We start from the raw sequence: 20,528 nt of genomic DNA on the forward strand, positions 1-20,528 counted from the left end.
CTCTGTGTGGGTGTGGAGGTGACGGGTGCAGGCTGCGCCCACGGTCCGCGATTCATTCAAACGGCAGTTGGTTCGCGTCCCTCATCCACAATGCTCTTCCCACTCCCTACACCCCACTCCCCACTTCCCCAAACCCCCCCCACCGCCCTGCCTAGTTTCAGCGTTGACCCATCCCGCCGCGCCCCGCTACAGTTGCGCCATGTTTGCGGCGAGCAACAACGTGAATGATGATCCCTGTTAGGGGACGTCTTTGCCGCATACCGCGCCCCCGACCCCAGCACACGGAGTCGGGGGCTTTCCTATAGCCCACAGGAGGCCACCCCCATGACCCAGACCGAAGCCCAGCCCACCCACCTTCCCCGGACCCTGACCCGTGACCTCGCCCAGCACGAGGGCCAGCAGGTGCGCCTGCAAGGCTTCGTGCATGCCCGGCGCGACCTGGGCGGCGTGCAGTTCGTGGTGCTGCGCGACGTTTCGGGCCTGACCCAGTGCGTGGGCAGCGGCCTGAGCCTGCCTCTGGCCGAAAGCAGCGTGGAGGTCGTGGGCACGGTGAAGGCCCACCCCAAAGCGCCGGGTGGCTTTGAGGTGCAGATCGAGGTCTTCCAGGTGATCAGCGCCGCTGTAGAACCCGCGCCCGTCGAGATTCCCAAGATGGAATGGAACGTGAACCCGGAAACCATGCTGGACTACCGCGTGGTCACCGTGCGCGGCCTGAAGGAGCGAGCGGCGCTGAAGGTGCAGGCCGAACTGGTGGCGGCCTTCCGCGACCACCTCTCGACCGAGGGCTTTACCGAGATCAGCACGCCCAAGATTGTCTCGGCAGGGGCCGAGGGCGGCGCGAACCTCTTTCCCATTGACTACTTCGGGCATCCGGCCTACCTCGCCCAGAGCCCGCAGCTGTACAAACAGATCATGGTGGGCGTCTTTGAGCGCGTGTTCGAGGTGGCGCCCGTCTACCGCGCCGAGGAACACGCCACCAGCCGCCACCTGAACGAGTACCTGTCCCTGGACGTGGAAATGGGCTTTATTCAGGACGAGGAGGACGTGATGGCGCTGGAAAACCGCCTGCTCGCCAGCATCATGGCCCGCCTGAAGGAACGCTGCGCCGCCGAGTTCGCCCTGCTGGGGGCCACCATTCCCGAGGTGCCCGCCCACATTCCCCGCATTCCGCTGATGGAGGCGCGCGCCCTGGTGACCGAAAAGTACGGTCACGCCGTGGGCGGCAAGGACCTGGACCCCGAAGCCGAGCGCCTGCTCTCGCAGCACTACGCCGACACCGAAGGCAGCGATTTCGTGTTCGTGACCAAGTACCCGCGCGCCGCCCGCCCCTTCTACGCCCACCCCGACGAGGGCGACCTGACCCGGGGCTTCGACCTGCTGTTCCGGGGCATCGAGATCACCAGCGGCGGCCAGCGCATCCACGACCACGCTATGCTGATGGACTCGATTGCCGCCTACAAGCTGAACCCCGAATCGCTGGCCGGCTACACCGAGGTCTTCAAGTACGGCATGCCCCCCCACGGCGGCTTCGCCATCGGCGCCGAACGCCTGACCGCCAAGCTGCTGGGCATTGCCAACGTGCGCTACGCCCGCGCATTTCCCCGTGACCGCCACCGCCTGACGCCGTGAGAGCGGCCTGGGGCGGCCAGGGCCGCCCGGTCTAAGGGTCAAGAGGTCGAAGGGTCTAAGGATGGGGTGGGTCGGAGCGGCCTCAGGCAATGGGGTGCACGCAGGGCGAGGGCAATGGGTTCTCGACCCCCTTAGACCCTTTGACCCTTCGACTCTTAGACCTTCACCCCCTTAGACTCCCCCTACATGGAAGAATTCGCCCAGTTCAGCGTGGACGGCCAGCGGCTGTACGGCATGGTGCACCGCCCGGAAGGTCAGGCGCCCGCCCAGGGCTGGCCCAGCGTGGTTATCCTGCACGGCTTTACCGGCAACCGGGGCGGGGACCACCGCCTGCTGCCGCTGCTGTCGCGGTTTCTGGCGGCGCGCGGCGTGGCCAGCCTGCGCTTTGATTTCCGGGGCAGCGGCGAGTCGCAGGGAGACTTCAGCGAGATGACCGTCTCGCGCGAGGTGCAGGACACCGAAGCGGCGTTCGAGTACATCCGCCGCCAGCCGGGCCTGGACCCCGAGCGGGTGATGCTGCTGGGTTTTTCGATGGGCGGCCTTGTGGCGGCCTTGAGTGCCCCGCAGGTGCGCCCGCACCGCCTGGCCCTGTGGGCGCCCGCCCTGCCGGAACTGTGGCTGCCCTTTTTGCGTGGCGGCCTGCTGCCCCCCACGGTCACCGATTACAACGGCTGGCCGCTGGGCCGCGAGTTTCTGCAGGAGATGGTGCGCCTGCGCCCCCTGGACGCCGCGCAGGCCTGGGGCGGCGAGGCCCGCGTGTTCCACGGCGATGCCGACCAGACCTGCCCGCCCGAATTTGGTGTGCGCTACGCCCGCGCCCTGGGCTGCGACGCCGTGGCGATTCCTGGCGCCGGTCACACCTTTGATTCCCTGGACGCCGTGGAGTTGCTGTACCGCGAAACCGCGCGCTTCCTCACAGGGCAGTAAGACGGGTGCCGGCTGGAGCGTTCGCCACGGCCTGGGGGCCCAGTGGCCGCTCGCCTCGACCAGATGAAGTGGTTCGTGGGCACTGGGACGAGGTCAGGTGGCACGGCCGGCAAAGGGCGTTGGTGCCGCGGGGCCTGCCCCCTGGTCTGCTGTGAAGCGCCGTCAGCTTCTCACGCCACCTCTGGGCCAGCCTTACCTGCATGGGGAACGGGCAGCCAACCTGGGCCACCTTTCGAGACAGTGCAGACCCCTGCGCAGAGCCAATTCCATCAGTAAGCACGAAAAAAGGCCCTGGGAGGCCAGCCGGCGCCCCAAGGCCTTTGCCTGCTTGCTCAGGTTTTCGTGCTCCACAGCGCCGCCGCTTCTTCGCGGATGGGCAGCAATGTCGGGGCAGGGCGGCCCAGCACATAGCCCTGCGCGTAGTCGGCGCCCAGCTCGCGCAGCAGGCGCAGCGAATCCAGGTCTTCAACGCCCTCGGCCACCACCTGAATCTCCAGGTCGTGGGCGTAGGCGATCAGGGCGGCCAGCAGGCCCACGCGCGGGTCGTTGGGCGTGAGGTTCTGGCTCAGGGCCCGGTCCAGCTTCACGATGTCCGGGCGCAGTTCGTCCAGGTAACTGAGGCTGGTGTAGCCTGCGCCTAGGTCGTCCAGGGCCACGCGCGCGCCCTCGGCGCGGTAGCGGGCCAGAATGCGGCGCAGCATGTCCAGATCGGGAAAGCGCTCGCTTTCGGTGACCTCGAACACGAGGCACTGAAAGTCAATGTCGGCCTCGCGGCAGGCGGCGAAGGTGGTCTGCAGGCAGACGTCTGGGTTGTACACCACGCCCGGCGCGAAGTTGATAAACAGCTGCTGCCCGGCCGGGAGTAGCGGCGCCGCCTGCCGGATCGCCTCGCGACGCGCCTGGGCGTCAAAGCTGCGCAGGTGGCGGTGGCCCTCGGCGGCGCGCAGCAGTTCGCCGGCGCCCACGCGCCGCTCGCCCAGCTGCGCGCGCACCAGGGCCTCGTAGGCGCCCACGGTGCCGCTGCCCAGTGCCACGATGGGCTGCACGTCAAACGTCAGGTGCTGCAGGGCGTCCGGGTACCACGGCGTTTCCAGGCACACCAGCCACTCGGCCAGCGGACGCACCTGCCACGCGTCGGGCTCGCCCGTCGCCAGGGCGGGCGTGGCCAGCAGCTCGGCCTGCCCCGAGGGCCCCGCCTGGGCCAGCAGCGCCCGCAACTCGGCCACCGCCGAAGCCGGAAAGAGCCGCGCCTCCTGGCCCCCCAGAAAGCGCTGCACATATCGGGTCTGGCCCCGGACCCACAGGCCGCTGGCGACCTCACCCACCGGGGGCGCGGCGGCCAGACAATCGCAAGCATGAGTGGAAACAGACATAGTCGGCCTCAGGGTGTCATGGAAGCTCTGTAAGAATTCTTTCAGAAACTGACCCGGCGCACGGCTGGCGAAGGGGCATGAAGCGTGGTGGGCAGAGGCGGTCTCCCTGAGCATACTGGGGCCGCCACCCCCGCCGCTGCTGTCTTGGGGAAGCCTAAATGGAGCGCGCTGTGGAGGCGCCAGGCGAGGGCTACGGTGGCTCCCGGTGTGCGCGCGGTCTGGGGAGCCCTCGCGCTTATCCCGGTGGGTGGGCCGCGTGCGTGACCGTCGTCTGCCCGCTGTGCAATTGGTCGCGCCCGGCCCCCTTGGCCGCGAAGAGGCGCTGGTCGGCCAAGCGCAGCAGCGCAGTGATCTCGGGGGCTTCGGCCAGGGTGGCGTGCCCCGCGCTGAGGGTCACGCCCAGCCCCGGGGCCAGTTGCAGGGCGCGCACACCGCGCAGCGCGCGTTCCAGCACCGCCCGGGCCTCGCTGGGGCTCAGGTCGGCCAGCACCAGCAGAAACTCCTCGCCCCCCCAGCGCACCACCACGTCACCTGCGCGCAGGTGGGCCCGCAGGGTCTGGGCCACCTGCGCCAGCGCCTCGTCGCCCTGCTCGTGGCCGCGCGTGTCGTTGATGCGCTTGAAATGGTCCAGGTCGCACAGCGCCACGCTCAGGCGCTCGGGGCGCGCCGCCCACTGCTCGGCCAGGGCCAGCAGCTCGCTGTGCCCGGCGCGGCGGTTCAGGCACCCGGTCAGGGGATCGGTGGCCGCCAGGGCCGCGAGGCGCACGCCCCGCGCCCGCTCGCCCGACACCACGCGCCCGTGCACCGTCAGGTACCACGTCAGCGGCAGCACCAGGCCGGTCAGCAGCAGTCCCGGCACATCCGGCGCGCGGCTGAACGTGGCGGCCAGCACCAGCAGCACGTAGGCCGGCCCCACCAATAGCGCGGCGCCGCGCGCGGGCAGCCAGGTGTAGGCAAAGAGCGCCAGCAGCACCATGTGAATCAGCACGCCCGAGGTGATGGGCCGCGCGGTGCGAATCACGCTGGCCAGGTTCAGCACCAGCCACAGCGCCACGGCCCCCACCACCAGCTTTTGCAGGGTGCCCAGCGCCAGGGCGCGCACGCGGGTCAGCACCAGCAGGGTCAGGGCAAACCCCAGGCCCAGGTCGGCCTGCAGGGCGCGCGGCCACTGGTCCGGCTGCGCGTGCAGGTGCAGCGAGGTCGCTGCCTGCATCAGCACTGCCAGAAGCGCCAGCGCCGACATGAAGTCGCGCTGCTGGCGCTCGCTCAGGCTGACCCCGCCGCTGGCCTCACGCTGCATTGCGGCACTGTAAAGCATGGGCCGCCGCGCCCGGACGGGAAACAGGTGAGCGTTTTCCAGACATGCGCCGGCCCACAGGGGGTAGGCTGGGCCCACCCATGCCCCGCCCTGCCTGCGCCCCGCTGCTGAGCCTGCTGCTGCTGTCCTCCTGTGCACCCACCATTCAGACCGGAACCGGCCCAGTGCGGGTGGTGGGCAACGTGGTGGCGGCCGCCTCGCCGCACGTGTCCGGCGACACGCTGAGGGACGCTGACCTCGCCGCCGTTGCGCCGGGCACCTACGTCACCTTCTCCGCCTGCCAGTTGTCCGGGGTACCCATTGAGGACGTCCGGGCCGCCGGGCTGGCTGCGGCGCGCGCTGCCTGCGCCGCTTCCCTGGGGCAACTGTGGGGCGGCGTGACGGTGCTGTCCGTCCTGGCGCTGCCGCTGGTGGCCGTGGTTGTCTGGTTCTTCGTGCAGCTCCTGAAGCTGATGACCTTCAGCGCGTAGCGGGCGCAAGTTCCAGCAGCATGCGGTGGGCCAGCCCCCGCCCGGACGCCAGTTGCCACGCGCGCCGCCCATCGCCCGCCTGCACCGCCGCCATGAAGCGCTCGTCTTGCGCCAGCGTGGTCAGCAGCCAGAAGTCGCCCCAGACCTCCAGGCCCCAGGCGCGGCGCATGGCGCGCGACGCCGCCTCCCACACCGGCTCCGAAAGGTGCTCCAGCGGCGCAATGAAGTGCAGTTCGCCGTCGGTGCCGGGGGTGCGCGCCACCACGCGCTGGTACTCGGCCCGCTCGCGCTGGCCCATGCTTTCCCAGGTCTCGGCGGCGCAGTAGCGGGCCGGCAGCGCGCTGAAGGTGTCGCGGCAGCGCGTGGGGCGGGCGTCGTAGCGGCTGCAGCCGCCCGTGGCGCGGTCCAGAATGGGACAAAAGCCAATGTGCAGGCGGTGGCGGCGCACATATTCGTCCTCGTTCGGGGCGGTGCGGGCGTTGGCCACCGCCGCGCGGGCGTGGGCCTCCACGGCGCGGGCGAGTTCTGCGTCCAGCGTCCCGGCCATGATCCGCGCCTCGGCCAGGCTGACGCGAATGGGCATGGTGCAGCAGGCGGTGCAGCCCGCGCCGCAGTACACCTGACCGCCGCGCTGGGTATAGCCCGACAGCCAGGTGCGGGCCTGCTGCCCGTAGCGCGCGTAGGCCTGCTGCACCGCCGCGGCGACGGGGTCGGGAAAGGAAGCGGAAGAGGTCATGCGGCGCAGGGTAGCGCGGGTATACTACGGCCAACGTGTTCCGACGCCCCAGAACCCCCCAGCCGCCTGGTTCCGCCGAAGCGCGCGCTTCGGTGCCCAGTGAAAGCCCCGATGTCACGCGGGTTATTGCCGATCTGCTGGCCCGCCCCACCCAGGAGGGCATTCTGGAAGGCGCGCTGGCGTACGCCGCGACCCTGATGGGGGGCAGCGTGCAGGGCTTTGCCATCGTGCGCCGGGGCCAGGACCGGGTGGCGGCGGTGCTGGGCTACCCCAAGACGCTGCTGGGGGTGGCCCTGGGCGGGCCCTGGGCCTCCATGCGCCCGCGCGTGCTGACCGACGGCGCCCGCGAACTGTACGAGGGCAGCCCCCCCGAGGCTGCGCCGCTGCTGGACGAGGCCGGCATGAAAGCCGTCACCCTGTCCCTGGTGGTGCCGCTGACCGTGCGCGGGCGCAACCTGGGCGCCCTGGTGCTGGACCGCACCAGCGAGGGCGGCTTGCCCCCCGCAGCCCAGGAGGCGGTGACCAAGTGGGCGGCGGCCGTGGCGCCCCTGATGGGCGTGCTGGAAGGCCGCGAGGAGTGGCGCGCGGCCTCGCGCCAGCTGACCGGCGCCCTGGTGGAAGCCGTGGAAAGCGGCGAGTTCGACGCCCTGGGCCACGCGCAGTCGGTGACTGACCTGAGCCTGAAACTGGGCAGGCTGGTGGGCCTGACCGAACGTGAACAGGAAGAGCTGTGGTACGCCGCTATGCTGCACGACATCGGCAAGATTCACGGCGAGCAGGGCCACGCGCAGGTGGGGGCCAACTTTCTGCACGGCGTGCCGCACCTGGCCGAGGCCATGAAGGCCGTGCGCCACCACCACGAACGCTGGGACGGCCAGGGCGAACCCGACCGGCTGGCCGGCGAGGACATTCCGCTGTACGCCCGTATTCTGGCGGTGGCCAACTCTGCCGTGCGCATGGGCGGGCCGGACCGGGTGAAGGGTCAAGCGGGCAAGGCACTGGACCCCCGGCTGGTGGGCCTGCTGGAGAAGCTGCCACAGTGAAACGCGCCCGGCGCGGGGGGGGCCCTTGACCCTGCGGCCTGCTCCCACTGGCGACGCGCCCCCGTCGCGCTTTCCGGTGCTCGAAGCCCGCTACGGGCCGCTGAGCCCCATGGACTCGGGCATGCAAAGCCGCGTGTACGCCACCGCCGATGGCCAGACGGTGGTCAAGGTCTACCGCAACCACCAGGGCGACCACTGCACCGAGGCCGCCAATATGCGCCGCGCCGGGCTGGGCGCCTGGGTGCTGGACGCCACCGAGGCCGACGGCGTTGAGGTCCTGGTGCTGCGCCGCTTTCCGGGCCGCCCCCTGCGCCGCCCGGACCTGCCCCGCGCCCTGGGGCCCCTGCGCGCGCAGCTGGCGGCCCTGCACCGCGAGCCGGTGGGCACCGTGAACCTGGGCCGGGTGCACGAGCGCCTGCGCCGCTTCCGCAGCGCCCTGGCCGCTTACCCGCTGGGCGACCTGTTCGACGCCGTGGAAATCCCGCTGGAACGCGGCCTGCTGGCGGGCCCGGCGGCCTTCTGCCACCTGGACCTGTGGCACGACAACATCCTGTTTCACCCCGAACAGGGCGAGGTGCTGATCATCGACTGGACCAAAGCGGGCCCCGATGATCCGCTGCGCGACCTCGCGCTGCTGAAAACCGGCACCCTGGACCTGCTGCCCCCCGACGAGAGCCTGCAGGCCGCCCTGTCCTTTCTGCCGGACCACGCGCCCGCCACCCTGACGCGCTACCGCGCCTACCTCGCCATGACCACCCTGCACGACCTGTACTGGTTCCTGATGAACGAGCCCTACGAGTTCGAAGGCCAGCGCGATGCCAAGGTGCCCCGGGCCCGCCACGCCCTGGCCCGGCTGCCCGCATAGCGTGCGTGCCCGGTATGGTGTGGGCATGGTTACGGTTGTTTCCCATCCCCTGGTGCAACACAAGCTGTCGGTCATGCGCGACGTGCGCACCGGCGTCAAGGAATTTCGCGAACTGGCCGGCGAACTGAGCCTGCTGCTGGCCTATGAAGCCATGCGCGACCTCGAACTGGCCCCCGAGCGCCTGAGCACGCCCATCACGGATGCCGACTTTCCCATGCTGAGCGGCAAGAAGCTGGCCCTGGTGGCCATCCTGCGCGCCGGGCTCGTGATGACCGACGCCATTACCCAGCTGGTGCCGGCCGCCAAGGTGGGCCACATTGGCCTGTACCGCGACCCCGAAACGCTGGCGCCCGTGGCCTACTACAACAAGCTGCCCGCCGACATTGCCGAGCGCCGTGTGTTTCTCACCGACCCCATGCTGGCCACCGGCGGCAGTGCCAGCGCCGCCATCGCCTTTCTGAAGGAGGCCGGGGCCACCACCATCAAGCTCATGTGCATCCTGGCCGCCCCCGAAGGCATTGCCGTGATTGAGCGCGACCACCCGGACGTGGAAATCGTGGTGGCGGCGGTGGACAGCCACCTCAACGACCACGGGTACATCGTCCCCGGGCTGGGCGACGCCGGGGACCGGATCTACGGCACAAAGTAAGCTCGGGGCAGGTCAGCACCCTCACGGCCTGCCCCCCACCTTCCGGGTGACGCCCAGCGGCACCTGAGCCGTTACACTTGGGGCCGTTTATGGACGCATTGCAGGCGCTGGCCGCACAGCTGGGAATCGCCGACCTTCGGGGGCGGGGCTTTCTCAGCGTACTGATCACTTTTGTCACGGCCGGGCTGTTTACCTGGTTCTTTATTCCGCGTCTGCGCGCCTTTGCCATGCAGGTGGGCTGGGCCGACCAGCCCAACGAGCGGCGCCTGAACAAGACCCCGCTGCCCAATGCCGGCGGGCTGGCGATCTACGGCGGCTTTCTGGTCAGCATCATCGTGGCCTGGGCGCTGCGGCCCATCGCCGTGGACCTCGTGAACATTCAGGTGCTGGCGATTTTGCTGGGGGCCACGCTGCTGGTGCTGGTGGGCTTTATTGACGACCAATACGGCCTCTCGCCGCTGTCCCGGCTGGTGGTGCAGACCTTGGCGGCCGTGCTGCTGCTGGTCAACGACCTGCGGGTGGACCTGAACGCCATTCCGTTCATGCCGGACCTGCCGGCCCTGATCAACCAGCCGCTCAGCACCCTGGTCACCATTCTGTGGGTGGTGGGCCTGACCAACGCCGTGAACCTGCTGGACGGTGTGGACGGCGTGGTGGGCGGCGTGGCTTTTGTGGCCAGTTTCGTGCTGCTGGCCACCGCCGCCCAGTTTCCGGACCGCGCGGCGGCGGTGGTGCTGCTGGCCGGTCTCTCGGGCGCGGCCCTGGGCTACCTGCGCCACAACTTCAACCCCAGCCGCATCATCATGGGCGACGCGGGCAGCACCCTCTTTGGCTATACCCTGGCTGCCGTGAGCCTGCTGGGCACCCTGAAGGTCAGCGCCGGGGCCAGCCTGCTGGTGCCGCTGATTGTGCTGGCACTGCCCCTGCTGGACACCACGCAGGTGGTCATTGGCCGCCTGGCACGCGGTATCCGCAACCCGCTGCGCCACCCGGACAAGACCCACATCCACCACCGCGTGCTGGCCCGCACCGCCAGCGCCCGGCGCACCGCGGTGATTCTGTGGCTGGTGGCGTTGGCCTGCGGCGCGGCCGGCATGTCCCTGCAGGGCCTGCGCCCCGAGGCCATTGGCGGCACCGTGCTGGCCGCCGCCCTGTGCCTATTTTTCGTGGCCTACCGCCGCATTCGCGCGCAGAACCTGGAAGACGCGCGGGAAGGAAACGCATGAAGCAGATCGTCTTGGCCTTCGGCACCCGCCCCGAAGCCACGAAAATGGCCCCGGTGTACACGGCGGTCCAGGCCCAGAGTGGCCTGCACCCCCAGATTCTCTCGACCGGCCAGCAGCGCCAGATGCTCGACGGCGCCCTGGCGGTCTTCGGGTTGACCCCCGACCGCGACCTAAACGTGATGACCGAGCGCCAGACCCTAGCCGACCTGACCGCCCGCATCGTGCCCCAGGCGGGCCGGGTGCTGCGCGAGATGGGCGCGGATATGGTGCTGGTCCACGGCGACACCACCACCTCGTTCTGCGTGGCGCTGGCGGCCTTTTACGAGGGCATTCCGGTGGGGCACGTGGAAGCGGGCCTGCGCAGCGGCAGCCTGAAAGAACCCTTTCCCGAGGAAGCCAACCGCCGCCTGACCGGGGTGCTGTCCACCCTGGACTTTGCCCCCACCCCCGGCAGCCGCGCCAACCTGCAGCGCGAGGGGAAGGCCGATACGGGCATTTTTGTTACCGGCCAGACCGCCGTGGACGCCGTGCGCGAGGTGGCCGGGCGCGTGCCCCTGCGCCCAGAGTGGCGCGCGCGGGTGCAGGCCGGGCAGCCACTGGTGACCGTCACCATGCACCGCCGCGAGAACCAGCCCATGATGCGCGAGATGGCCCAGGCCCTGGCCCGCGTGGCGCAGGCCCACCCGGACCACCACTTCATCTACCCCGTGCACCTCTCGCCCGCTGTACAGGAGGCGGTGCGCCCGGTGCTGTCCGGCGTGCCCAACTTTGAATTGACCGAGCCCCTGGACTACAGCGACATGGCCCCCCTGATGGCCGCCTCCAAACTGCTGGCCACCGACAGCGGCGGCCTGCAGGAAGAGGGGGCGGCCCTGGGCGTGCCCGTGGCCGTGCTGCGCAACGTCACCGAGCGCCCGGAGGGGCTGGAAGCCGGCGTGCTGACCCTGGCGGGCAACGACCCCGCGCGCCTGGAAGCGGTGCTGAGCGGCCTGCTGGACAGCGAGGCCACCCTGACCGCCATGAAAATGGCCCGCAATCCCTACGGCGACGGCCACGCTGGAGCGCGCATCGCCTCGGCCATCGCGTGGCACTTTGGCCTGCAAGAGCGCCCCGCCGACTGGCGCTGAAACCAAATCCGATTGGACCAAAGGTGCGGACAGTCTCAACATGCTGTACGGCGCTGCTCGTGTGCTTACTCCTCCCCCCTGGCGGGGGAGGTTGGGAGGGGGGCAGCGGGTCCAGCGGCGTCGCAGGGTGAGCGCGGCGTGCGGTGCCACCCTTGCGCCAGCATGAGGCTGTTTTTCTAGGAGACTCACCTCATCCGCTCCAGAATCACCGAGAAGCTCGGCCCTGGGGTCCGCTCTGAGGGATCGGTGCGCTAGAGAGGACCCATCTAAAGGCAGGGCGCCCAGCGCCAGCCTGCGCGGCCCCTGGGCTACACTGGTGCTCCATGCCCGCGTTCGATACGCCCCTGGCCCTCGTCGGTTACGCCCCCCAGGCAGCGCGCGCCCTGCGCGACCTGGGGCTGGTGGCCGTGTCGGTGCCCACCGACGACCCCGCCAGCGTGCTGGAGGCCTGCCGCGCCCTGCGCTTTACCGGCGCGCTGGTGCACGCCAGCCAGCAGGCCAGCACCTTTGAGAAGGTGACCCCCGACAGCGCGGCCCGGCGGGTGGGCCGGGTGGACGCCGTGGCCTTTACCGCCGGCCTGCACGGCACCTTTGCCGAGGCCGACGCCCTGACGGATGTGCTGCACGACAGCGGCTACGCCTCGCGCGGGGCCAGCGCCGTGCTGCTGGGCCAGCACGCGCCAGATCTGGCCCTGGCCTTGCCCCTGGCCCGGCTGGGCTTTACCGAACTGGGCGTGGTGGCCGCCAGCGCCCCGGACGCCGAACGCGCCGCCCGCGACGTCCCCGCCGGGGTGCGCGTCTATCCCCTCAGCCGCCGTGACCCCAGCGTAACGGACCTGGCCGGCCGCGCCGACCTGATCGTGCTGACCGGCGGCGACCTGCCCCACGGGCTCGTGCAGCCCTACCACACGGTGATTGACCTGACCGGCCACGCGAACGTGAGCGGCACAGGCGCCAGCAGCCTGGACCTGCGGCCCCTCCCCCTGCGCCGGCTGGCCCGCCAGCTGGCCCACGCCACCGGGCAGCGCTTTCATCCCCAGGAACTGGAAGGGGCTCTGCACGCGCTGGACTAGGGATGTGGGCCGTGGGTTGTGGGATGTAGGCAAAGCAGAAGCCCCCTCCTGACTACGCGGAGGGGGCGAAAACTTAAAGAGCGTCTACTGGGTGCTTCTGGGGTCCAGCACGTCGCGCAGGCCGTCGCCCAGCAGGTTAAAGCCCAGCACGGTCAGGAAAATCGCCAGCCCCGGGAACACCATGGTCCACGGCGCGTCCAAGTAGAGACGGCGGCTGTCACTAATCATGGTCCCCCATTCCGGCAGGGGCGGCTGCGCGCCAATGCCCAGGAAGCCCAGGGCCGCCACCTCAATGGTGGCCGTAGCAATGCTCAGGGCAGACTGCACAATCAATGGCGAGAGGCTGTTGGGCAACACGTGGCGAAAGATCATGCGGCCCTGGGTGGCGCCCAGGGCGCCCGCCGCCTGCACGAACTCTCGTTCACGCACCGAGAGCACCACCCCGCGCGCCAGCCGCAGATACACCGGCACCTGCACCAGAGAGACGGCGAGCATGGCCGTGACGAGTTGCGGGCTTTTCAGGGCAAAGAGGCGGTCCAGGCCGGCAATCAGCAGCGGTGGATTGTCACTGGAGAAAATACTGGCAAACCCGATGGCCAGCAGAATGCTGGGAAAAGCCAGCATCACGTCCGTGAGGTAGCCCAGCACCGAATCCAGCCAGCCACCAAAATACCCCGCCAGCACGCCCAGTAGCGAACCCAGAATCAAGGCGAGCACGGTGCTGACCACCCCCACCTTTAAGCTGATCTGCGTGCCGTGCAGCACCCGCGTCATGACATCGACGCCGCGATCAGCGGTGCCGAAAGGTGCGGCCCAGAGATTGACCTTGCCGGAGACCGGGTCTTTGTAGATTTCGGCCACTTCTTTGTTCCACAGCGCAGCGACCGAGGGAGGTTTGTTGTTCAGCCGGTAACGATTTTGCTCGGTGAACGGGTCATAGGGTTTGATGACGTTGGCGAACACAGCCAGGAGCACGAACAGGGCCACGATGATCGCGCCGACCTTACCAGGGGTGGAGCGCCGGAAGCGGCGCCAGAAAATGCTCTCTTGCTTGCGTTTGGTGACAGGAACGGTTGCGGTTGTCATGTCTTTACCAGTTCCTTTCAGTTGTACTGAATGCGGGGGTCCAGGGCCGCGTAGCTCAGGTCCACAATCAGGTTGGCGAGGCTGACCACCAGGGCGGCAAAAATCACGCCGCCCTGAATAATGGGATAGTCACGCTGGCTGATGGCGTCGTACACCCACGAGCCGATGCCGGGCCAGGAGAAAATGGTTTCGGTCAGGACCGCGCCGCCCAGCAGCGCGCCTGCTTGCAGGCCAATGACCGTCACCACCGGCAGCAGCGCTGTGCGCAGCGCGTGCTTGAGGGTGACGCTGCGCGGTGGCAGGCCTTTGGCCCGCGCCGTGCGCACGTAATCCTGCCCCAGCACGTCGAGCATAGAGGAGCGGGTAATCCGCGCGATGATCGCCAGCGGAATACTGCCCAGCGCAATGGCCGGCAGAATAAGGTGGCGCAGGGCGTCCCAGGCAGCCGCTGTCTGCCCACGGAGCAGGGCGTCCAGGATGTAGAACCCAGTGATGGGCTGAATATCGTAGTCCGCCCCCAGGCGGCCACTGGGCGGCAGCCAGCCCAGCTTCACGGCAAAGAAGTACGACAGCAGCAGGCCCAGCCAGAACACCGGCATGCTGACGCCCAGCAGGGAAATGGTGGTGGCGAGGTTGTCCCAGATGCTGTTGCGCCGCAGCGCCGCCAGAATGCCGGCGGGCATGCCGATCAGCAGGGCGAAGAGCAGCGCCGCGACGCTCAGCTCGGCGGTGGCAGGAAAGCGGGCCTTCAGGTCATCCAGCACCGGAATATTGCTTTTGATGCCCGCGCCCAAGTCGCCTTGAAGTAGTGCACCCATATACCTGGGGTACTGGGCGTCCAGGGGGTTGGCCGGATTGAAAAACCAGGGCTTGTTCAGCCCCAGCTGCTCTCGCAGGGCCGCCGCCGCTTCGGGCGTGGCGCGTTCGCCCAGCATGGCCACGGCCGGGTCGCCGGGAATAGAGCGCACAAAGACAAACACCACCAAACTGATGCCCAGCATGACCAGCACGGTCCGCAGCAGGCGGCGAATCAGGTAACTGCCCAAAGCAGACCTCCAGACAAACAGGAAAGAAGCGGGAAACCGGACCGCGCCGGGGGAAAGCCAGCGCAGGCAAACAGGAAATCAGTATTGGCGCACAGTGTAGCGGGTCTCACGGCTCTGGCACGCCCTGTCCCACCAGCAAAGACCGCGCCCCAGCAAGGAGGCGCGGCCGTGCAGGCAAGACTTACTTCTTGCCAGAGACGGAAATGGTGTTAAACGCCTCGCTGCCCAGGGGGCTGGGAATCCAGCCCTTGACGTAGGTGCGCGCGGCGGCCAGCGGGTTGGAGTGCACCATGGGAATACGGTACGCGGCGTTGTAGGTCAGCTCGTGCAGCTGCTGGTATACCTTGGCCTTGGCGGCCTGGGTGGCAGCGGCGCGGCCCTGCTGCAGCAGCGTCTCGACGCCCGGGGGGTTCCAGTTGATGTCGTCGCTGGCGTTGGCGCCGTAGTACGCCCCGTAGAAGTTGTCCGGGTCGCCGTAGTCGCCGGTCCAGCCGATCATGTACATGTCGAAGCCGGGTTCCTTGTTGCGGTCTTCCAGGTACTTGGCCCAGTCCTCGGTCTTCAGGTTCACCTTGATGCCAATGGCGCTCAGGTCAGCGGCAATCGCTTCGGCAATCGGCTTGGGCGTGGGGAAGTACGGGCGGCTCACCGGCATGTACCACAGGTCCAGGGTAAAGCCGTTGGGGTAGCCGGCGTCGGCCAACATCTTCTTGGCGGCCTGCGGATCAAACTTGTAGTCGGCGGGCACCTTGGGGCTGTTGGCCCAGCTCATCACGGGCGGCAGGAAGCTGGCGTTGCTGACCCCCAGGCCGTTCCAGAAGGCGTCCACGATTTCCTTCTTGTTGATCGCCATGGAGATGGCCTGGCGCACCTTGTCGTTTTTCAGGTACTGGTTGCGGTTGTTCAGCGACACGAAGCCCACGTTGAAGCTGGGGCGCTTGACCGCCACGAGGTTCTTGTCGGCCTGCACGCTCTTGAGGCTGTCGGGGGTGAGGTCGTTGGCGAAATCAATCGTGCCGGCCTTGAGCTCGTTCAGGCGCTGCGACGCGTCCTTGATGGAGCGGATGACCAGCTGGTCCACCTTGGCCTTTTCCCCCCAGTACAGCTTGTTGGGCAGCAGGGTCACGCGGTCCCCGGTGCGCCAGCTCTGGAAGATGAAGGGCCCCGTGCCCACGGGCTTGCTGGCGGGCGTGCCGTACTTGGCGCCCTCTTTCTTGATGGCTGTGGGGCTGGCAATGCCGAAGTACCCGGCGGCCAGCACGTTGGGCAGCACGCTGGAGGGCTTGTTCAGGTCCACGCGCACGGTGGAGTCGTTCACCTTGACGATGTTCTTGATGACGGCCGTGGCGTCGCCCTTGTAGCCGCCGAGCAGCTCACCCATGATCTCGAAGGTGCGGCCCTGGTCACGGAAGCCGTAGGGGTGCGCCTTGTCCCACCAGCGGCCCAGGTTGAACACCACAGCGTCGGCGTTGAAGGGGGTGCCGTCGTGGAAGCGCACGCCCTTGCGCAGCGTGAAGGTCCAGGAGGTGTTGTTGGCGTTGGGCGTCCACTTGGTCGCCAGCCCGGGCACGAGGTCGGTGGTGCCGTCTTTGAAGTCAATCAGGGTGTCGTAAATCTGGCGCTGCACCAGAATGGAAATCCCGTCGGTGATGTTCCCCGACTCCAGGCTGACGGGCTCGCCGTTGCCGCCAAACACCAGGGTGGCGGCCGAAGCGCCGCTGAGGGTGGAGAGCAGGGCGGTCAGAAGCAGTTTCTTCATGGAACCTCCGTCACGGGCAGGGGTCTGCGGGTGCTCCTGGCATCCCCGCGCCCCCACCGTGATGAAAAGAGAGTCAAACGTGCGTTCAGGGTAGGGGCCGCCCTGTAGGGTGTCAAGCGCGCCGCCCGCCCGAGGCTCCGGGTCCAGGACCGTCAGGCCGAGCAGTTGCCCCCGGCGCTCACCAGGGTCACGCGGCGAATGGTCAGGTTCAGCTTCGGATTTATCCATTCCAGCACCGGCACAGTCACTGCCAGATCACCACCGGTCACGCCGTTTCAGGCCCAGTGCAGGCGCCCCGGGGCTCGCCGCTGCCGCAGCGTTTGGGTCCTGCGGGGTGTGGCGCCCGCGCGGCCGACCCACAGCGCGTCGCCTGCCGGGCCTGTGGGCACAAGCCCCGCCGCCCGTTCAGGTTCGGCCACCGGGCGCACCACGCCCCGGCCGCGTCGGGCAGCACCTGTCCCAGCCCAGTTCGGGGGCCGCGCCGGCACACCCGCCGGAAAGGTGGCCTGCTGCGGCGCCGGAAGGAGCGTCTGGCCCGGCTGCCCCCGCGCCTCCGGGATCAGGGGAGAGGGGAACGGGCACCGCCAGCGCTGGGGCGCACAGGACCAGCGCCCACAGCGCCGCGCTCAGGGGGCCGCCGGTCGGCAGGCGCCCAGTTCGCGCCACGCCGCCGCCATGCCGCGCCCGGGGAGGGTCAGCACGGCTGTCTGGCCAGCCCCGGTGCGCCGCACCTTGACCGTCTGCCCCTGACGCAGCGCCCCCAGCAGCGCGGCGCCGTCTGCCGGGGCCAGGGGAACGAATTCAGGCAGGTCGGCTCGCGGCGCCGTCACGTTCAGGGCTCGCCACGCGCCGCCCACCTGCGCCGCGTACCGCACCGCTGCGCCCTGCCCCCGCGCGGGCGGCCAGTTCAGCCCCACCCGCGCCCCGCCGCCCGGCAGGCAGGCCACCAGTAGATACGCCTCGCCAATGCGCGATTCCAGCGGGGCCACGTAGGCAAAGCGGTCCTCGCCCGTCACCAGCACCGCCACCCGGGTACCCGGCAGCACACGTGGGCTCTGGTCCCAGAGGCCCGGCACAATCACCGCCGGGTCATCCGGGGCGCCGTCCAGCGGGAACTCGGGCTGGTCGTCCGGGCGCATGGCGGGCCGGTCGGTGGGCATCTCGTAGGCCCGGAAGAGGTCCACGGGTGGGGGCCCGCCGCCACCCGCGAGGGCGCCCCCACCCCCGGCCAGCGCGCCCAGGGCCACCAGCAGGGTGGCCGCGCGCCGCAGCCCACGTCCTCCAGACTGGCGTTCTCTGCCTTCACGCTGCCCTGCAGGGCCTACTGGGCACGCGCCTGGCCTCCTTTGAGGCCGTGAATGTTCGGCATCCAGCCGGGCAGCCCGGTTTCGTCCTTGATCTGCTTGGCCCCCGCCATCAGGGTCTGGATGGTGCGCGGGGGGACATTGGGGGCCAGCCTCGCCATGCGGAAGAGGGCGGTGGTGTGGGCCACCACCCTGGGCGCCCAGTCCCAGGGCACGCCCAACACCTTGCCCTTCAAGGGAAAGGGGCTGAGCGGCAAGGCGAAGTGCGGCTTCTTCTGCGCCAGCTTGACCGCCACCGCGCTGCTGAGGTTCACCGCCGCCAGGGGCCGCCACCGCCGGGGACAGCTTCTGCTCCGTGGCCGTGGCGGGCATGTCCAGCCACTTGAGTTCCCCACAGGGGCTCTCCTTCTCGAACGGCGCGATCAAGCGGTTCATCTTGTCGTTGTACAGCGGCGCGCGGCTGATGGTCCAGAACCCATAAGGACTCCTTGCGCGGCGCAGAAGAGGGAACGGCTTCGTTGTGGCGTACCCAGACTGCAGCGCCCAGCGCGGGCCCTGCCATTCGGACGTGGCGAGGTCCTCCGGCAGACGGCCCCGTCCAGGGCACCTCTCACCCGGCCCGAAGGCTCGGTTGTCCCCTGCTCGCCCTTCCGCCGTGCGGTGGCTACCCCATACGGAACTCAGGTGAGCCGCAGACGAGGGGTGAACGGCCTCGTGAAGCTCCGCGGGAGAGCGAATGCGCCGATATACGGGGCTCCGGCGATGGAACAGCACCCCTGCGCTCTTTCCACCCCAACGCTATGAAGTCGCCCCTCGGTCACAGAGGGAAGGTCGGCCGCCGCCAGCGCCCAGCTCAGCGCAACATCGGGGTTCGGCTCCGGTCAGGCTGTGGGGCGTGTGACCGCTCATGGTGGTCCCTGCAAGGTCGGCCCCCACAGCGGCTGCCTCCTCCGGCGTGGCCGTCATAGACACCAGCGAGCCCGGGTGGGCCTGCTTGGTCAGGCCAGTGGTGGGCACAGCCGTTCCTGTCCGCAGCCCCGCCCAGCGCCACGATCTGGGCCGTGGCCACGCAGCGGGCGGCCCTCGTCGGCCTGCACACCCACCACCAGCGCGCCGTGCACACGCCCGGCCCCCGGCTGCCGTACGCTGCACACCGTGACCTCCCTGCCCCAGCCCGGCGAACTGCTGATGGTGGATATTCCTGGCCCCACCCTGGACGACGACACCGCCGACCACCTGCAGCGCTGCGGCATCCGCAGCGTGTGCCTGTTTGGCAAGAACGTGCAGAGCGAGCCCCAGTTGCGCGCCCTGTGCGCGGACCTGCGCGCCGTGCTGGGCGCCGGCGCCCTGATCGCCATGGACCACGAAGGCGGCGCGATCCTGCGCCCGACGTTCTGGCCCTTTGCCCCGGGGGCCATGACGCTGGGCGCCGCCGACGACCCCGCACTGACCGGGGCCGTGAGCGCCGCCCTGGCCCGGCAGCTGCGCCGGGTGGGCGTGAACTGGAACTTCGCCCCGGTGCTGGACGTGAACGTGAACCCTGCCAACCCGGTGATTGGCGAGCGGGCCTTCGGGGCCGACCCCGCCGCCGTGATCCGGCACGGCCGCGCGGCGCTGCGGGGCCACGCCGGGGCCGGGGTGGCCGCCTGCGTCAAGCATTTTCCCGGCCACGGCGATACGGTGCTGGACAGCCATCTTGCCCTGCCTACCGTGCCCAAACCCCGCGCCGCGCTGGACGCCACCGAACTGGCCCCCTTCCGCGCCCTGCTGCCCGAAGCCCCGGCGGTGATGACCGCCCACATCGTGTATCCCGCCCTGGACCCCCAGCACCCCGCCACCCTGTCGCGGGCGATTCTGACTGACCTGCTGCGCCGCGACTGGGGCTACGAGGGCGTGATCGTCACCGACTCTATGGGCATGCAGGCCATCGACGGCCACTACGGGCGCGGCGAGGCGGCGGTGCTGGCCCTGGGGGCCGGTGCTGATCTGGTGATGGCCCTGGGCCGCCGCGAGGCGCAGGACGCCACCCTGGCCGCTGTGGCCGAGGCCCTGGCCACGGGCCGCCTGGACCCCGCGCAGATGACCGCCAGCCTGGGCCGCCTGCGCGCCCTGGCCCAGACGTTTCCCGCCCAGGTGGCCCCCACCCCCGACCCCGGGGCCGATGAAGCCCTGTTTGCCCGCGCCTGGGCCGCTGGCCTGACCGCCTACCGCACGCCCCAGGCCCCCCCGCCCGGCTCGCGCATCCTGTTGGTGGCTCACCGCACTCCTGAACGCCACAACGTCAGCGAGGCCGGCGCCGACGCCGAGACCCTGGCCCGCGAACTGGGCACCGTCTACGACGTGCACCTCCACCCCTTCGAACGCCCGGAAGAGCTGGACTGGCCGGCCCTGCGCGCCCACGGAAAGCCCATCATTCTGGCGACGACCGCCCGTCACCGCGCCCCGGCCCTTCAGGGCGCCCAGCCGGACCTGCACCTCGCCCTGTACAACCCCTACGCCGCTCTGGATGTGGACGCCCCGGCCCTGATCACCTACGGCTTTCGTCCGGAAGCCCGCCGGGCCGTGCTGGCGTGGCTGCGCGGCGAGCAGACCGCTGACGGAAAGGCACCGTTCTGACCGGGAAAAGAGTGGCGTGCCCGGTCTGGAGATCAACCGCCCACGCGGTTCCTGAGTTCGTTCGTTTTCCACTGGCTCAAGCCTCAAGGCTTGTAACGGTGCGGCCAGGCCCAACAGGTCAGCTGGGATGATCCGGTGAACGCGGCGCTTCCCCGGGTTCCCTTGAGAAGGACGCGCAGGAATGTGCTGCAGAGGTTGAGGAAGGCGAGCAGGCCCTGTGCCCCAGACGACATTTTCCCGGCTGCAACCTCACTGGCTTTGCAAACCGCCCGAACCCTTGC

18 protein-coding genes are annotated in these 20,528 nt (G+C 69.5%); 10 read left to right on the top strand and 8 right to left on the bottom strand.

The features are described from left to right. Positions 1 to 324 precede the first annotated feature (324 nt). Together aspS and K7W41_RS01090 are read left to right on the top strand one after the other, a co-directional pair. Positions 325 to 1,629, top strand: a complete 1,305-nt coding sequence (gene aspS, locus K7W41_RS01085; protein WP_224603876.1) for an aspartate--tRNA(Asn) ligase — start codon at positions 325 to 327, stop codon at positions 1,627 to 1,629. 186 nt (positions 1,630 to 1,815) lie between these two features. After that, positions 1,816 to 2,556 carry an alpha/beta hydrolase gene (locus K7W41_RS01090; RefSeq protein WP_224603877.1) on the top strand — a complete coding sequence of 247 codons (741 nt, stop codon included), beginning with the start codon at positions 1,816 to 1,818 and terminating at the stop codon, positions 2,554 to 2,556. A 332-nt stretch (positions 2,557 to 2,888) separates the two neighbouring features. On the opposite strand, the gene K7W41_RS01095 is transcribed toward K7W41_RS01090, so the two are convergent. Both K7W41_RS01095 and K7W41_RS01100 read right to left on the bottom strand, forming a co-directional pair. Next, entirely contained in the window at positions 2,889 to 3,929 is a 1,041-nt protein-coding gene (locus tag K7W41_RS01095) for an EAL domain-containing protein (RefSeq protein ID WP_224603878.1), read from the bottom strand. A 235-nt stretch (positions 3,930 to 4,164) separates the two neighbouring features. Then, positions 4,165 to 5,229 carry a GGDEF domain-containing protein gene (locus tag K7W41_RS01100; protein WP_224603879.1) on the bottom strand — a complete coding sequence of 355 codons (1,065 nt, stop codon included), beginning with the start codon at positions 5,227 to 5,229 and terminating at the stop codon, positions 4,165 to 4,167. A 98-nt stretch (positions 5,230 to 5,327) separates the two neighbouring features. On the opposite strand from K7W41_RS01100, the gene K7W41_RS01105 reads away from it, so the two are divergent. Then, positions 5,328 to 5,717: a hypothetical protein gene (locus K7W41_RS01105; RefSeq protein WP_224603880.1), complete on the top strand. Its 390-nt coding sequence runs from the start codon at positions 5,328 to 5,330 to the stop codon at positions 5,715 to 5,717. Here the strand turns inward: K7W41_RS01105 and K7W41_RS01110 are convergent. Continuing rightward, positions 5,707 to 6,453, bottom strand: coding sequence for a YkgJ family cysteine cluster protein (locus K7W41_RS01110; RefSeq protein WP_224603881.1), 747 nt, complete (start codon positions 6,451 to 6,453; stop codon positions 5,707 to 5,709). The genes K7W41_RS01105 and K7W41_RS01110 overlap by 11 nt on opposite strands. Before the next feature lie 35 nt (positions 6,454 to 6,488). On the opposite strand from K7W41_RS01110, the gene K7W41_RS01115 reads away from it, so the two are divergent. The 6 genes from K7W41_RS01115 (at position 6,489) to K7W41_RS01140 (ending at position 12,436) form a co-directional block, all read left to right on the top strand. Further along, positions 6,489 to 7,496: an HD domain-containing phosphohydrolase gene (locus tag K7W41_RS01115; RefSeq protein ID WP_224603882.1), complete on the top strand. Its 1,008-nt coding sequence runs from the start codon at positions 6,489 to 6,491 to the stop codon at positions 7,494 to 7,496. 25 nt (positions 7,497 to 7,521) lie between these two features. Continuing rightward, complete coding sequence (locus K7W41_RS01120; protein WP_224603883.1) at positions 7,522 to 8,361, top strand: aminoglycoside phosphotransferase family protein; 840 nt, start codon at positions 7,522 to 7,524, stop codon at positions 8,359 to 8,361. 25 nt (positions 8,362 to 8,386) lie between these two features. Beyond that, on the top strand, positions 8,387 to 9,010 hold the full coding sequence (gene upp, locus K7W41_RS01125; protein ID WP_224603885.1) for a uracil phosphoribosyltransferase: 624 nt from the start codon (positions 8,387 to 8,389) through the stop codon (positions 9,008 to 9,010). Positions 9,011 to 9,099: 89 nt separating this feature from the next. Further along, positions 9,100 to 10,236, top strand: a complete 1,137-nt coding sequence (locus tag K7W41_RS01130; protein ID WP_224603888.1) for an MraY family glycosyltransferase — start codon at positions 9,100 to 9,102, stop codon at positions 10,234 to 10,236. Further along, positions 10,233 to 11,363, top strand: coding sequence for a non-hydrolyzing UDP-N-acetylglucosamine 2-epimerase (gene wecB / locus K7W41_RS01135; protein WP_224603891.1), 1,131 nt, complete (start codon positions 10,233 to 10,235; stop codon positions 11,361 to 11,363). The genes K7W41_RS01130 and wecB overlap by 4 nt, the downstream gene beginning before the upstream one ends. Positions 11,364 to 11,686: 323 nt before the next feature. Then, a complete protein-coding gene (locus tag K7W41_RS01140; protein WP_224603894.1) occupies positions 11,687 to 12,436 on the top strand; it encodes a shikimate dehydrogenase in 750 nt (249 codons plus the stop codon). Positions 12,437 to 12,520: 84 nt separating this feature from the next. On the opposite strand, the gene K7W41_RS01145 is transcribed toward K7W41_RS01140, so the two are convergent. The 5 genes from K7W41_RS01145 to K7W41_RS01165 all read right to left on the bottom strand — a co-directional run bounded on the left by K7W41_RS01145 (position 12,521) and on the right by K7W41_RS01165 (position 17,945). Continuing rightward, on the bottom strand, positions 12,521 to 13,522 hold the full coding sequence (locus tag K7W41_RS01145) for an ABC transporter permease (protein ID WP_224603898.1): 1,002 nt from the start codon (positions 13,520 to 13,522) through the stop codon (positions 12,521 to 12,523). 17 nt (positions 13,523 to 13,539) lie between these two features. Then, a complete protein-coding gene (locus K7W41_RS01150; RefSeq protein WP_224603901.1) occupies positions 13,540 to 14,568 on the bottom strand; it encodes an ABC transporter permease in 1,029 nt (342 codons plus the stop codon). A gap of 181 nt (positions 14,569 to 14,749) precedes the next feature. After that, a complete protein-coding gene (locus K7W41_RS01155; protein ID WP_224603903.1) occupies positions 14,750 to 16,327 on the bottom strand; it encodes an ABC transporter substrate-binding protein in 1,578 nt (525 codons plus the stop codon). A gap of 626 nt (positions 16,328 to 16,953) precedes the next feature. Beyond that, positions 16,954 to 17,574 (bottom strand): hypothetical protein, encoded by a 621-nt coding sequence (locus tag K7W41_RS01160; RefSeq protein WP_224603904.1) that lies wholly within the window; start codon positions 17,572 to 17,574, stop codon positions 16,954 to 16,956. A gap of 74 nt (positions 17,575 to 17,648) precedes the next feature. Further along, on the bottom strand, positions 17,649 to 17,945 hold the full coding sequence (locus K7W41_RS01165) for an extracellular solute-binding protein (RefSeq protein WP_224603905.1): 297 nt from the start codon (positions 17,943 to 17,945) through the stop codon (positions 17,649 to 17,651). A gap of 841 nt (positions 17,946 to 18,786) precedes the next feature. Here K7W41_RS01165 and K7W41_RS01170 point away from each other — a divergent pair. Beyond that, positions 18,787 to 20,247 carry a glycoside hydrolase family 3 protein gene (locus tag K7W41_RS01170; RefSeq protein WP_318010884.1) on the top strand — a complete coding sequence of 487 codons (1,461 nt, stop codon included), beginning with the start codon at positions 18,787 to 18,789 and terminating at the stop codon, positions 20,245 to 20,247. Positions 20,248 to 20,528 lie beyond the last annotated feature (281 nt).

It is taken from the genome of Deinococcus multiflagellatus (genome assembly GCF_020166415.1).
GTDB lineage: Bacteria > Deinococcota > Deinococci > Deinococcales > Deinococcaceae > Deinococcus > Deinococcus multiflagellatus.